Source organism: Nocardioides alpinus (genome assembly GCF_900112035.1).
GTDB lineage: Bacteria > Actinomycetota > Actinomycetes > Propionibacteriales > Nocardioidaceae > Nocardioides > Nocardioides alpinus.
This window is the reverse complement of the sequence record NZ_FOKC01000008.1, coordinates 142592-155842: the sequence shown is the minus strand read 5'-3', so window position 1 is coordinate 155842 and position 13251 is coordinate 142592. Positions and strand designations below refer to the sequence as shown.

Genomic DNA, 13251 nt, shown 5'->3' with positions numbered 1-13251 from the left:
CCGGCGTCGCACGCTGGCTAGGGTGTGGCGCATGGAGACCCTGCGGCTGGCGCTGCTGTTCGTGCACATCCTCGGCTACGCGGCGCTGCTCGGCGGCCTCCTGGTGCAGGTGCGGGAGGAGACCAAGGTCGTCAACCCGCTGATGCGTGACGGCATCGGTACGGCGTTCCTCGCCGGTCTGCTCCTCGTCGGGGTGCTCGAGAGCCTCGGCTCTCCCGACCACGCCAAGATCGGCGTGAAGTTCGCCGTCGGGCTGGTCATCCTCGTCCTCGTGATGGTCAACGTGCGCAAGCCGGCCATCCCGCAGGGGCTCTACTTCGGCCTGCTCGCGCTGACGGTCGCCAACATCGCCGTGGCCGTCTTCTGGTCGCCCGTGCACGCCTGATCCAGCGCCCGATCGCGGGCCCGGTCGTGGGCCCGATCCGGGGCTCGAGCCCGGTCGGCGGCTGTCCCACCTCCCGCATAGGCTGGGTCGGTCATGAGTCCTTCCGATGCAGCCACCCCCGATCAGGCCACCTCCGACCAGGGCCTGATCGACCACCCGCTCCTCGAGGGTCTCAACGACCCCCAGCGCGCGGCGGTGACGCACTCCGGTGCCCCGCTGCTCGTCGTGGCCGGTGCCGGCTCCGGCAAGACCCGCGTGCTGACCCGTCGCATCGCGTGGCTGATCTCCGAGCGCAAGGCGCACCCCGGGTCGATCCTGGCGATCACCTTCACCAACAAGGCCGCGGCCGAGATGAAGGAGCGGGTCCAGCACCTCGTCGGCAACCGGGCGAAGATCATGTGGGTCTCGACCTTCCACTCCTCGTGCGTGCGGATCCTGCGCAAGGAGATCGACCGGGTCGGCTTCAAGTCCAACTTCTCGATCTACGACGCCGCCGACTCCAAGCGGCTGATGACGCTGGTGCTGCGCGACCTCGAGCTCGACCCGAAGAAGTACCAGCCCAACGCCGTCCTCCACTGGGTCTCCGACCAGAAGAACGAGCTGCGCGACCCCGAGGACGCGGCCAAGGAGGCGCGCAACTCCTTCGAGGAGACCTACGCCAAGGCCTTCGCCGCCTACCAGCGCCGCCTCCGCGAGGCCAACGCCCTCGACTTCGACGACCTGATCTCCACGACGGTCCACATCCTGCAGGCGTTCCCCGACGTGCGCGAGAACTACCGCCGCCGGTTCCGCCACGTGCTGGTGGATGAGTACCAGGACACCAACCACGCCCAGTACAGCCTGATCCAGCAGCTGTGCGGACAGTCGTTGGAGGAGACAGGTCACGAGCTCGTCGAGCCGAGCGAGCTGATGGTCGTCGGCGACGCCGACCAGTCGATCTATGCCTTCCGGGGCGCCGACATCCGCAACATCATGGACTTCGAGCAGGACTTCCCCGATGCCACGACGATCCTGCTGGAGCAGAACTACCGCTCCACGCAGACCATCCTCACCGCCGCCAACTCCGTCATCGGCAACAACCGCAGCCGCAAGGCCAAGCGGCTGTGGACCGACGCCGGCGCGGGGGAGCGGATCGTCGGCTACGTCTCCGACGACGAGCACGACGAGGCCCGCTTCGTCAGCCAGGAGATCGACCGCCTCGTCGACGAGAGCGACGTACGCCCCGCCGACGTCGCCGTGTTCTACCGCACCAACGCCCAGTCCCGGGTCTTCGAGGAGGTGTTCATCCGCACGGGCCAGCCCTACAAGGTCGTCGGCGGGGTGCGCTTCTACGAGCGCAAGGAGGTCCGTGACGCGCTGGCCTACCTGCGGATGCTGGTCAACACCGCCGACGAGATCTCCCTGCGGCGGGTGCTCAACACCCCCAAGCGCGGCATCGGCGAGCGCGCTGAGGCCTGCATCGCTGCGTTGGCCGACCGTGACCGGACCACGTTCTGGGAGGCGCTGAGCCGTGCGGCCGAGGCCCCCGGGCTCGCCACCCGCAGCCTCAGGAACATCGAGGCCTTCGTCGCGATGGTGCAGGAGCTCCAGTCGATGGTCGCGGCCGACGAGCGGCCCGACGTCATCCTCGAGTCGGTGCTGGAGCGCTCCGGCCTCCTCGGCGAGCTCGAGGCCAGCGAGGACCCGCAGGACGCCACCCGCGTGGAGAACCTCGCCGAGCTCGTCGCGGTCGCGCGCGAGTTCGCGGAGGACCCGCAGCCCGGGCCGAGCGCCGACCCGGCCGAGGTGGAGGCCGGCACCGTCTCGGTCGGGCTCGGTGACTTCCTCGAGCGGGTCGCCCTCGTGGCCGACGCCGACCAGATCCCCGACTCCCCTGACGGCGACGACTCCGGCGTCGTCACCCTCATGACCCTCCACACGGCCAAGGGCCTGGAGTTCCCGGTGGTCTTCCTCACCGGCCTCGAGGACGGCGTCTTCCCCCACCAGCGCTCCCTGGGCGACCAGCCCGAGCTGGAGGAGGAGCGGCGGCTCGCCTACGTCGGTCTCACCCGCGCCGAGAAGCGCCTCTACATCTCCCGCGCGCTCGTCCGGTCCGCGTGGGGAGCGCCGAGCCACAACCCCGCCAGCCGGTTCCTCGACGAGCTCCCGGTCGACCTCGTCGACTGGCGTCGTACGGCCGCCGAGCAGACGCGCTGGGGGAGAGCCGACCACACCGGCGGCTCGGCGCGCCTGGGCAGCCCCACCGACGCCGGCCGGCGCAACTTCTCCTCGGCCGCGATGCGCGCCGACGTCGCGGCCAAGTCCAAGCCCGCGCGCGAGATCCCGAGCCTCTCACCCGGTGATCGGGTCGTGCACGACTCGTTCGGCATGGGCACGGTCGTGGCCGTCGACGGGGTGGCGGAGAAGTCCGTGGCTTCGATCGACTTCGGGTCCGACGGCGTCAAGCGGCTGCTGCTGCGCTACGCGCCCGTCGAGAAGCTCTAGCCCGCCGCTGGTCGAGCGGGCCGCCGTTGGTTGAGCAGGCCGCCGATGGTTGAGCAGCGAGTGCAGCGAGCAGGCCGCCGCTGGTTGAGCAGCGAGTGCAGCGAGCGTGTCGAAACCAAGGCCGCTGGGCGTCACGCTCTCACCGGCTTCGTTCCTCAGCCGCGGGGCTTGCTCGATCTCCCCTGACTGCCAAGCCCGCTTCGCGGTCTTGGTCAGGGGACGATGCCGTGGTCGACGAAGGCGCCGAAGGGGTCGATCGGGTCGCCACCACCGGGGCGGACCTCGAGGTGCAGGTGGGAGCCGGTCACGTTGCCGGTGGCGCCGACGGTGCCGATGACCTCGCTGCCGTTGACGCGGTCGCCGACGGAGACGTAGATCGACGTCTGGTGGCAGTACCAGATCTCGGTGCCGTCATCGAGCGTGACCACGGTCTTGTTGCCGTAGGCGCCGTCGTAGCCGGTCTCGGTGACCGTGCCGTTGGCGACGGCCAGGATCGGGTCACCGGAGTTGCCGTTGAAGTCCAGGCCGGTGTGATAGCTCGCCCAGAGGCCGTACTGGCCGAAGGTCGCGGTGATCTGGTAGCTGGCGAGGGGGAGAACCCACTTGTTCTCCTTGATCTTCGCCGCCTGCTTCTCCGCGGCCCGGCGCATCTCGGCCAGCTTGGCCTCGCGCTCGGCCATCTGCTTCTCGGCCAGGGCGACCAGCTCGGGGTCGGTCTCCTCGCCGGAGTCACGGGTGGAGTCACGGCTGACGAGCGCGCCGCGGCGCGAGAGCGCCTGCCCGGCAACGGAGCCGATGGACCCGGCGGCGTCCAAGGAGGACCCCGCGGTCAGCGCGGTCGGACCTGCGCCCGAGGCGGTGACAGCACCACCGGCAGAGATGGCCAGCACAGCTACGCCTGCCACGAGGGGCAGTGACGGCAGGCTGCGAACGAGGGAACGGCGGGGCGGCGTCGAAGCGCGTCGCTTGCCGTTCACAGGAGTTGCAGTCGCCGAGGTGCGTCGCTGGGGAGCGCGCTCCGCTCGGTGGTTGCCCATAGGGGTTGTTACCAATCTGCCGGGTCAGGGGGGTGGTCGGCAAGACCGCGCACGACTGTAACGGAAAGATCACGGGATCGTGCAACTCTGGAGCAAGTTGGGTCAGTACCCCCTTCGGGCGGTCGATATGCGGACGCCAGCAGGTCAGCCACGAGCAGCCTGGTAGCGCTCCAGTGCCTCGCGCCGCTCGTCGGCGTGGTCGACGATGCGCAGCGGGTAGTCCTGCTCGTAGCCGACGTCGGACTTCCAGGGCTCGTGCGCCGCCTTGCCGGGCAGGTGGTCCAGCTCGGGCACCCAGCGGCGTACGTAGTCACCCTGCGGATCGAACCTGAGGCCCTGCGTGATCGGGTTGAAGACCCGGAAGTAGGGCGAGGCGTCCGTCCCGGTGCCCGCCACCCACTGCCAGCCGTGGTTGTTCGACGCGACGTCGCCGTCGATGAGCAGGTCCAGGAAGTGCCGCGCGCCGACGGGCCACCACACGTGCAGGTCCTTGGTGAGGAAGGACGCGGTGATCATCCGGACCCGGTTGTGCATCCAGCCCGTGTGCAGCAGCTGCCGCATCCCCGCGTCGACGATCGGGTAGCCGGTGGTGCCGGTGCGCCACGCCTCGATCGCGTCCTCCGGCTCGTCGTACGTCATCCCCTCGAGGGCCGGCCTGAGGTCGTTCCAGGCCGACCCCGGGGAGTGCCACAGCACGTCGGCGTAGAACTCGCGCCACGCCAGCTCGGTGGCGTACGTCGTGCTGGTGTCGATCTCGGCCAGCAGCGAGCGCGGGTGCAGCACCCCGAGGTGGAGGTAGGGCGAGAGCCGCGAGGTGCCGTCGTGGTCGGGGCGGTCGCGCTCCTCGGCGTAGCCCCCGAGCCCGTCCTTGCGGAACTCGTGCCAGCGTCGCCACGCCGCGTCCTCGCCCGCGCCGGGGAGGTCGAACGGTGCGTCGGCGACCGCCTTCTCGAGCATGCCGACCGCCTTCTGGTGCGAGTCGGCCGACGCGAGGTCGGGGGAGCGCGGGGTGGCGGCCGGCTCCGGCCAGCCGCGCTCGCGCCAGGCGCGGGCGAAGGGGGTGAACACCTGGTAGGGGTCGCCGCTGCCGTTGCGCACCAGCCCCGGCCCGACGGCGTACGGCGACCCGGTGGCGACGAGCTCCACCTTCTTCCCCACGGCGTCGTCGCGCCGCCGGCCGTAGGGCGTCGTCTCCGCGGCCACGTGGACGCGGCGATCACCCGCCACGCGGGGCACGACGTCGGCCGGGTCGCCGAGGTGGATGCTCAGCGGGATGCGCTCGGCGAGGGCCAGCACGTTGGCGGCCAGCCAGGCCTGCCGCGCCGCGCCGGCGCCGGACCAGATCGCCGGGTCGACGACGAAGAGGGCGGTGACCGACCCCTCGTCGAGCGCCGCCAGGAGCGCGGGGTTGTCGCGCACCCGCAGGTCGCGCCGGAACCACATCACCGCCGAGGTCGAGGCCGGGGTCGAGGAGGACATGCCCGCCAACGTAGCCGGGGGTGACCAGCACCACGCAGGCCCGCACTCGTGCGAGCCCAGCGACAGGTCTAGGGTGCCGAGAGGAAATCCCGCGCACTGTTTGCAGACGAAAAGGACTGGGTACGTCGTGGATCTGATGGAGTTTCAGGCGAAGGAGCTCTTCGCCAAGCATGGAGTCGTGACCACCCTGGGTGTGATCGCCGAGACCCCCGAGGCTGCACGCGCAGCCGCCGAGGAGATGGGCGGCGTGACGGTCATCAAGGCGCAGGTGAAGGCCGGCGGCCGCGGGAAGGCGGGTGGCGTCAAGATCGCCAAGACCGCCGACGAGGCCGAGTCCTACGCCCGCGACATCATCGGGATGGAGATCAAGGGACTGCGGGTCAACCGCGTCCTGGTCACCCCGGCGACGCCGCCAGTGGAGGAGTACTACTTCTCCTTCCTGCTCGACCGGTCCAACCGCTCGCACCTGTGCATCGCATCGGTCGAGGGCGGCGTGGAGATCGAGGAGGTCGCCAAGACCAACCCCGACGCCGTGGCGCAGATCCCGATCAATGCCCTCGAGGGCGTGACGCCGGAGAAGGCTGCCGCGATCGTCGACGAGGCGAAGTTCCCCGCCGAGCTGCGTGACCAGGCCATCGAGATGGTCCAGGCGCTGTGGAAGGTCTACGTCGAGGAGGACGCCACCCTGGTGGAGGTCAACCCGCTGGCCCGCCTCGAGGGCGACAAGCTCGAGGCGCTGGACGGCAAGGTCTCCCTCGACGACAACGCCTCCGAGGTGCGTCACCCCGAGCACGCGCAGTTCGAGATCCGCGAGGAGGCCGACGCCCTCGAGTCGAAGGCCAAGGACAAGGGCCTCAACTACGTCAAGCTCGACGGCCAGGTCGGCATCATCGGCAACGGCGCGGGTCTCGTGATGAGCACCCTCGACGTCGTCGCCTACGCCGGCGAGGCGCACGGCGGCGTGAAGCCCGCCAACTTCCTCGACATCGGCGGCGGCGCCAACGCCCAGGTGATGGCCGACGGCCTCGACGTGATCCTCAACGACGAGCAGGTCAAGAGCGTCTTCGTCAACGTCTTCGGCGGCATCACTGCCTGCGACGAGGTCGCCAACGGCATCAAGGGTGCCCTGGAGATCCTCGGCGACAGCGCCACCAAGCCGCTCGTCGTCCGCCTCGACGGCAACAACGTCGACAAGGGTCGCGCGATCCTCGACGAGCTCAACCACCCGCTGGTCACCCAGGTCGACACCATGGACGGCGCGGCCGACAAGGCCGCCGAGCTCGCCCACCAGGCCTGAGAGAGAGAAAACAGGATGTCTATCTACTTGAACTCCGGCTCGAAGATCATCGTCCAGGGCATGACCGGCGGGATGGGTGCCAAGCACACCACCCTCATGGTCGAGTCCGGCGCGGACATCGTCGGTGGCGTCAACGCCCGCAAGGCCGGCACGACCGTCGAGCTCGGCGGCAAGGAGCTCCCGGTCTTCGGCACGGTCGAGGAGGCGATGAAGGAGACCGGCGCCAACGTGTCGGTCGCGTTCGTTCCTCCGGCCTTCACCAAGGACGCCTGCATCGAGGCCATCGACGCCGAGATCCCGCTGCTCGTGGTGATCACCGAGGGCGTTCCGGTCCTCGACACGGCCGAGGTCGTGGCCTACCTCGAGGGCAAGTCCACCCGGATGATCGGCCCCAACTGCCCCGGCATCATCACGCCGGAGGAGTCGCTGGCCGGCATCACGCCGCACACCATCGCGGGCAAGGGCCCGGTCGGCCTGGTGTCGAAGTCGGGCACGCTGACCTACCAGATGATGTTCGAGCTGAAGGACTTCGGCTTCACGACCGCCATCGGCATCGGTGGCGACCCGATCGTCGGGACCACGCACATCGACGCCCTCGAGGCGTTCGAGAACGACCCCGACACCAAGGCGATCGTGATGATCGGCGAGATCGGTGGCGACGCCGAGGAGCGTGCCGCGGCCTACATCAAGGACCACGTCACCAAGCCCGTCGTCGGCTACGTCGCCGGCTTCACCGCCCCGGAGGGCAAGACCATGGGCCACGCCGGCGCCATCGTCTCGGGCTCCTCGGGCACCGCGCAGGCCAAGAAGGAGGCCCTCGAGGCCGCCGGGGTCAAGGTCGGCAAGACGCCGTCCGAGACCGCCGAGCTGATGCGCGAGGTCCTGCGCAACCTCTGAGGCGACTAGCTCGTCTGCTCCAGACGGCCCTGCAGGTCCACCTGCGGGGCCGTCTGGCGTTCGGGGCGCCTGGTCTCCCACAGCACCCGCCACACCACGTGGGCGCCGAGGAGACGCACCGGTGCGACCGCGTTGAGCCGCTGCGGCGACGGCAGGGTCGGGCAGGCCGAGCTGGCCAGCGTCGATGGAATGGACATGTCTAGCACCCCGTATTCGTGAACACGCACATGGCTGGAACGATCTTCTCCGTGGTCCCCGTGACCCGGTCGGCCTGCTGGTCCAGCGATGCGAGCGAACCCTCACCGTAGGTGCTGAGCACGAGTCGTGCCGAACCGCTGTCGCCCTCCGGGAGCCCGACGGCCAGCGGGAGGTCCTCGGACACGCCCGCAGGGCCCGACGGGGCACTCTCCGGGGTCGGGGTGCTGCTCGGGGTGCTGGCCGCGCCGTCGTCGAAGGCGGCCATCGCGTCCACTGCGGGGCGCACGGCCTCGACGGTCTCCGCGAGGCCCTGCTCCAGGGCGTCGTCGCTCCACCCGTAGAACGTGGAGGTGACGAGGAGCGCGGACCCCACGGGTACGACGTGGATGATCGTCGCGCCGCTGCCGGGCTCGCCGTCGAAGGTGTAGGTCTGGAGGATGGTGGCCGCCGGTGGTGGCCCGAGCGGCGTCTCGCGCACCTCGGTGGCGATCTCCGTGTCACCCCGGACCGTGGTCGCGTCGCAGTCGAGGCTGAGGTCGCTGAAGGACCCGGCGACCTGCGCGGCCTCGTCCGGACTGCCGAGCAGCACCAGCTCACGGGTGTCGGCCGACTCGCCACCGCTGTTGTCGGCGGTCATCCGGTCGCGGACACCGAGCCCGCGCATCGGCGCGGTGTCGCAGAGCATCAGGTCGCGCAGTCCGGTGCCGGTGCGGGTCGTGGGGATGGTGTCCCCGGGCCCGCCCATGCCCGCGGACAGGGGGAAGTCGTCGGGGATCGTCGTGACGGGGACGTCCGCCCCGGTCACCCCGGAGGCGTCGGCGTCCGTGCTCGCGCCGGCGTCGTCGGATGATCCCGTGCCGCCGTCCGGGGCAGGCTCCGGGTCAGCGTCGTTCGCGCATCCGACGAGCGCGAGGGCGCAGGTCAGCACGGCCGCGGGGAGGGTGGCGCGCAACGTCATGCATGTAGAGACCCCGCGAACGGCGAAAAGGTTGCGTCAACCTCGCGAGCGGAGGGTTTCGAGCCGTGCGAGCACCCGTCGCGACAGGGCGACGAAGTCGGTGCGGGTCATCGTCATGTTGCGGTCCGGGGCGAACCCGAGCTGGGACACCGCTGTCCCGTCGCGCACGATCGCCATGAGGAAGGGGAACGACTGGCGGTCGTTGAGCTCGATCGAGAGCGCCCACGCGCTCAGGTCCACGCCCTTCGACGAGACAGAGGCGAGCGGTGTGACGCTGGTGCCGAGGTTGGCCTGGCCGCACTGCCTGATCCGGGTGCGGACGGTCTCGACGAACTCACGGGCGGCGCCCTGGTCCATCGACCCGACGGTCTGCGTGAGGCCGAGCTGGGAGGCGTTGGGGGTCTCGGGGAAGAGGAACGTCCGGGTCAGGGCCCGGCTGATGCCCTTGCCCTGGAAGGTGGTGCGGTCGCAGCGGGTGGCGGCGTAGTTGTTGCGCGCCCGCTCGGGGTCGGTGCCGACCCACGGCCCGCGGACAGCCGCGACCGGCGGGAGGTCGACCGCCGACAGCAGCCCCGGCGGCGTACCCAGGTCGAGGGGGAGGGTCGTGCGCGCCCGGGCGCGTCCGGCGCAGGTGGCAGCGCCGTCGGAGCCGCAGAGCCCGTTGACGGCCGCCGAGAGGCCGGTGAGGGCGGCCTTGTCGCTGACCGCCCGGCCCTCGCTGCGGACGACGTTGGTCACCACGAGGCTGCCGCTGCGGGCGATGCCCACGCTGATCGTGGCCGGCGACCTGCCCCACGAGCGCAGCCGGAACACCCGGGCGTCGTCGCCGACGCGCTTGACCGTCCGCGTCGTGAGCAGCTGGGTGCGGGGGTCGGTGCAGCCGGCGAACCACAAGGATGCGGTCTCGAAGCCCCGGGCCGCCTGGTCGGCGTTGCGGGACATCTCGACCATCTGGACGGCCGTCGACTCGACGTCCGTCACCTGCCGCTTGCGGGTGCGCTGCTGAGCGCCCTTCCCGACCGTGCGGGTGACCTGACGGGTCGCCGTGCCGTCCCAGGTGCGGGCGAGCGCCGTGACGCTGCGCGGGTCGGCGAAGCGCTCGCGCTGGCAGGGTCCCAGCAGGCCGTCGCCCGAGAGGTTGTCCGTGGTGGCGGTCTCCGCCCAGTCCAGGCCGGGGCCGTAGCGCGCGAGCTGCGGGTCGGACATCAGCGACGCCTCGTCGATGATCGGCTCGCCGGTGGCGGGCTCGGGGGCATGGACGGTGACGCCCTCGGTGGCCTTCTCCTGGCTCAGGCTGGTGGGCTCGGCGTCCGCGCCGGTCGCCACCAACGAGCCTGACGCCACGAGGGCGGCGGCCGCCAGGCCCGCCCCGATCACCGTGTGCGTGCGCCGTCGGGCAGCGCCGGAGCGCCGGATCACGGTGGCGCGTGGCCAGCGGATCGACTCCAGGGGCTCCGTGAGGTCGTCCAGCAGCCGCCGGACCTCGGTCGTCTGGACGTCACGGTGCAGGGCGAACTGGGACGTGGCGGTCTGCAGCTCGCGCTCGGCGTCGGACCGGGGGAGACCCACCATCCGGCCGATGTCGGTCAGGCTCAGCGCGGACAGCCCGTTGAGGACGAGCACCTCGCGCTGGCGGGCGGTGAGCTTGGACAGGGCGTCCAGCGTGGTCCGCGCCTCGGGGGCCAGCGACTTGTCGCGGTGCCAGATGCGCGCGGTGTGGCGGCGACGGGCGCGGCGGAACGCCAACGGACGGATGTAGCCGTCGCGGTCGTCGAGCACCCCGACCTTGCGCCAGTGGTGCCAGGTGACGACGAAGGCGTCCCGCACGGCGGCCCGGGCGGCCGGTGCGTCACCGGTCAGCGCGTAGGCCTCGTGCAGGAGTCGCGCGCGTGTCTCGACGTAGTAGGCGTCGAAGGTCTCCGGGCTTCTCATGGCCGTTCCACGGTACGCCGAACGGCACACGCCGCGCACATTGGTCCCCGCGGTCCCGGGGCGGCGTGGGAGCACGATCCCTGCCGCGGCCCGAGTGATGATGGCTCGGCCATGACGTCGCTCCTCACCCGACCCGACAGCGCGCGGGTCGACCCTGCCCGCCCCCGTCCCCTGGTGCTGATCGCGACCCTCGGCGGCGTGCTCGCCGCCCTCGGCCCGCTGGTCGTGCTGCTCGCCGTGGGCGTGATCGGCTGGTTCGTCACCGACGCCGGCGTCCACGGTGCGCCCCGCGACGGCATGCGGATGGGCGCCCTCGCCTGGCTCGCCGGCCACGGCTCCGGAGTCACCGTGATGGGCGCGCGGATCACGATCGTCCCGCTGGGCATCACCGCGATCGCGGCGTGGTCGATGTGGCGACTCGGCCACCGCGTCGGCGACGCGGTCTCCAGCCACGGACCCGACGCGGACCGGATCTCCGACGGCGAGCGCGACCTCACCGTGCCCACCGCGATCATGACCTTCTTCGCCGGCTACGCGGTCGTGGCGGTCGTCGTCGCGACGCTCGCAGCAGGCTCCAGCGCCGACCCGTCGGTCCCGCGCGTGCTGTCCTGGACGGTGGTGATGACGGTGCTCGTGGCCGCGCCCGCGATCGCCGTCGGATCCGGGCGCGCTGCCATCTGGGCGGCCTTCCTCCCCGCGACCGTGCGCGCCGGCGCCGCCGTGGCGGGCGCGGTGCTCAGCACCCTCCTGATCACCTCGGGCCTGGTGTTCGTCGTGGCGCTGGCGCTCTCCTTCGACGAGGCGGCGACGCTCACCTCGCAGCTGCACCCGAGCCCGTCCGAGGCCGGTCTCTACGCCCTCGTCAATGCCGCCTTCGTCCCCAACGCGGCCCTCTTCACCGGCTCCTACCTGCTGGGCCCCGGCTTCGCGGTCGGCGGGGCCACCCTGGTCTCGCCCAGCGCCGTGGTGCTCGGACCGTTGCCGCTCGTGCCGCTCGTGGCCGCCCTGCCCGCCGTCGGTACGCCCGCCGGCTGGGTCGGCGCCCTGCTGGTGCTCCCGCCGGTGGCGGCCGCCGTCGCCGCCTTCCGGACCCTGCGCGGGCGACCGCTGCGCTGGGACCAGGTCGCGCTCGCCGGCTGCGGCGGCGGACTGGTCGCCGGCATCGGCTTCGCTGTCCTCGCCTCGATCTCCGGTGGGGCTGCAGGCCCCGGGCGGATGCGCTTCGTCGGCCCGTTCTCGCGTGACGTGCTCGTGCACGGCGTCACCGCCTGCGGCATCGGCGCCCTCCTCGGCGCCGGCGTGGTCGCGCTGCTCGTCCGGCGAGCGGCCCGCGCGTGGGGCGACGGCGACACGACCGACGCGCCGCCGGAGGACTGAGCGTGGGTGCTGGCCACAGCCACGGCCACGGAACCTCCCTCGGTCCCGTGCCGCGGCACCTCAAGGTGCTCATCGGCCTCCTGGTCGGTCCGCTGGTGCTGGCCACCGTCGTGGGCCTGGCGCTCCTGTGGCCCGACGGAGACCTCGAGATCACCTCTCCCGGCGCGGACGTCGAGCGCGGCACCGCCGAGGTGCAGGAGGTCGGGGCGTGCCCGCAGGCCATCGACGTCGAGGGCTGCCAGGTCGCGCAGGTCGAGCTCCTCAGCGGGCCGGGAGCCCCGGGGACGGCCGCCGCGCTGCTGCCGTACGGCGAACTCGCCCCCGCGGTCGAGCCGGGTGACCGCATCATCGTCTCCTTCACCGCGCAGGCACCCGAGGGGGAGCAGTACGCCTTCCAGGACTTCGACCGCGGGCCGCCGCTGCTGACGCTGACGATCCTCTTCGCGGTCGGGGTGCTGGCGCTGTCGCGGTGGCGCGGGATCGGCGCCCTCGCGAGCCTGGCGTACTCGCTGGTGCTCATCGCGCTGTTCACCCTCCCCGCGATCATGGAGGGGTCCTCGCCGCTCGCGGTCGCGGTGGTCACCGCCGCCGCCATCATGCTGGTCACCCTCTACCTCTCCCACGGCTTCGACGTCCGCTCGACCGTGGCGATGCTCGGCACCCTCGTCTCGCTCGTCGTGATCGGGCTGCTCGGCTGGGTCTTCACCGGCGTCGGACACTTCACGGGCGTCGTCGACGAGGGCAGCCAGTACATCTCCGGCATCGCCGCGCAGGTGGACCTCCGGGGCCTCCTCCTGGCCGGGCTGGTCATCGGCGCGCTCGGCGTGCTCGACGACGTGACCGTCACCCAGACCTGGGCCGTCTGGGAGCTGGCCGACCTCGACCCCGACGCCAGTGCGCGCTCGCTCTTCGTGCGGGCGATGCGCATCGGCCGCTCCCACGCCGCCTCCACCGTCAACACCCTCGTCCTGGCCTACGTCGGGGCGACCCTGCCGCTGATGCTGGTCTTCTCCGCCCTCGACCTGCCCTTCGGTATCGCGGTCAGCCAGGAGATCGTGGCCCAGGAGGTCGTGCGCGGCCTCGTGGGCGGGCTGGGGATCCTCGCGGCCGTGCCTGTCACCACGGCCATCGCTGCCCTGGTCGCCGGCCGGCTGGTCCGCGAGGGGCGGACGACGGACGTCGGGCCCTCCCACCGCGCCTAGACTTC

Annotated in this window: 11 protein-coding genes; 6 read left to right on the top strand and 5 right to left on the bottom strand. The window is 71.6% G+C overall.

Going from position 1 to position 13251, the window contains the following annotated elements; genetic code table 11:
* Positions 1–31 precede the first annotated feature (31 nt).
* Both BM127_RS16085 and pcrA read left to right on the top strand, forming a co-directional pair.
* Positions 32–385, top strand: coding sequence for a hypothetical protein (locus BM127_RS16085; protein WP_091200080.1), 354 nt, complete (start codon positions 32–34; stop codon positions 383–385).
* 93 nt (positions 386–478) lie between these two features.
* Positions 479–2869 carry a DNA helicase PcrA gene (pcrA, locus tag BM127_RS16080; protein WP_091200079.1) on the top strand — a complete coding sequence of 797 codons (2391 nt, stop codon included), beginning with the start codon at positions 479–481 and terminating at the stop codon, positions 2867–2869.
* Positions 2870–3081: 212 nt separating this feature from the next.
* Here pcrA and BM127_RS16075 read toward each other — a convergent pair whose 3' ends face one another.
* Both BM127_RS16075 and BM127_RS16070 read right to left on the bottom strand, forming a co-directional pair.
* The gene (locus BM127_RS16075; RefSeq protein ID WP_198554236.1) at positions 3082–3774 is read right to left on the bottom strand and encodes a M23 family metallopeptidase; all 693 of its coding nucleotides are present in this window, start codon (positions 3772–3774) and stop codon (positions 3082–3084) included.
* Positions 3775–4050: 276 nt separating this feature from the next.
* A complete protein-coding gene (locus BM127_RS16070) occupies positions 4051–5385 on the bottom strand; it encodes a cryptochrome/photolyase family protein (protein ID WP_091200075.1) in 1335 nt (444 codons plus the stop codon).
* A 127-nt stretch (positions 5386–5512) separates the two neighbouring features.
* Between BM127_RS16070 and sucC the strand changes: the two genes are divergently transcribed.
* Together sucC and sucD are read left to right on the top strand one after the other, a co-directional pair.
* Positions 5513–6682 carry an ADP-forming succinate--CoA ligase subunit beta gene (gene sucC / locus BM127_RS16065; protein ID WP_091200073.1) on the top strand — a complete coding sequence of 390 codons (1170 nt, stop codon included), beginning with the start codon at positions 5513–5515 and terminating at the stop codon, positions 6680–6682.
* A 15-nt stretch (positions 6683–6697) separates the two neighbouring features.
* Positions 6698–7579, top strand: a complete 882-nt coding sequence (sucD, locus tag BM127_RS16060) for a succinate--CoA ligase subunit alpha (protein ID WP_091200071.1) — start codon at positions 6698–6700, stop codon at positions 7577–7579.
* A 5-nt stretch (positions 7580–7584) separates the two neighbouring features.
* On the opposite strand, the gene BM127_RS16055 is transcribed toward sucD, so the two are convergent.
* The 3 genes from BM127_RS16055 to BM127_RS16045 are packed head-to-tail and all read right to left on the bottom strand — an operon-like array spanning position 7585 to position 10667.
* The gene (locus tag BM127_RS16055; protein WP_139227757.1) at positions 7585–7776 is read right to left on the bottom strand and encodes a hypothetical protein; all 192 of its coding nucleotides are present in this window, start codon (positions 7774–7776) and stop codon (positions 7585–7587) included.
* Between the two features lie 2 nt (positions 7777–7778).
* Positions 7779–8735, bottom strand: coding sequence for a hypothetical protein (locus tag BM127_RS16050; protein WP_091200067.1), 957 nt, complete (start codon positions 8733–8735; stop codon positions 7779–7781).
* 36 nt (positions 8736–8771) lie between these two features.
* A complete protein-coding gene (locus BM127_RS16045) occupies positions 8772–10667 on the bottom strand; it encodes a SigE family RNA polymerase sigma factor (RefSeq protein WP_091200065.1) in 1896 nt (631 codons plus the stop codon).
* Between the two features lie 111 nt (positions 10668–10778).
* Between BM127_RS16045 and BM127_RS16040 the strand changes: the two genes are divergently transcribed.
* Positions 10779–12044, top strand: a complete 1266-nt coding sequence (locus BM127_RS16040) for a cell division protein PerM (RefSeq protein ID WP_175507424.1) — start codon at positions 10779–10781, stop codon at positions 12042–12044.
* A 47-nt stretch (positions 12045–12091) separates the two neighbouring features.
* Entirely contained in the window at positions 12092–13246 is a 1155-nt protein-coding gene (locus BM127_RS16035) for a YibE/F family protein (RefSeq protein ID WP_157829537.1), read from the top strand.
* The last annotated feature ends 5 nt before the right edge of the window (positions 13247–13251 follow it).

What these genes read in the sequence shown, in the direction of transcription:
- BM127_RS16040 (WP_175507424.1), top strand. Translation starts at nt 10,779, where the DNA reads ATGACGTCGCTCCTCACCCGACCCGACAGCGCGCGGGTCGACCCTGCC.
- BM127_RS16055 (WP_139227757.1), bottom strand. Translation starts at nt 7,776, where the DNA reads ATGTCCATTCCATCGACGCTGGCCAGCTCGGCCTGCCCGACCCTGCCG.
- BM127_RS16085 (WP_091200080.1), top strand. Translation starts at nt 32, where the DNA reads ATGGAGACCCTGCGGCTGGCGCTGCTGTTCGTGCACATCCTCGGCTAC.
- BM127_RS16070 (WP_091200075.1), bottom strand. Translation starts at nt 5,385, where the DNA reads ATGTCCTCCTCGACCCCGGCCTCGACCTCGGCGGTGATGTGGTTCCGG.
- pcrA (WP_091200079.1), top strand. Translation starts at nt 479, where the DNA reads ATGAGTCCTTCCGATGCAGCCACCCCCGATCAGGCCACCTCCGACCAG.
- BM127_RS16045 (WP_091200065.1), bottom strand. Translation starts at nt 10,667, where the DNA reads ATGAGAAGCCCGGAGACCTTCGACGCCTACTACGTCGAGACACGCGCG.
- sucD (WP_091200071.1), top strand. Translation starts at nt 6,698, where the DNA reads ATGTCTATCTACTTGAACTCCGGCTCGAAGATCATCGTCCAGGGCATG.
- BM127_RS16050 (WP_091200067.1), bottom strand. Translation starts at nt 8,735, where the DNA reads ATGACGTTGCGCGCCACCCTCCCCGCGGCCGTGCTGACCTGCGCCCTC.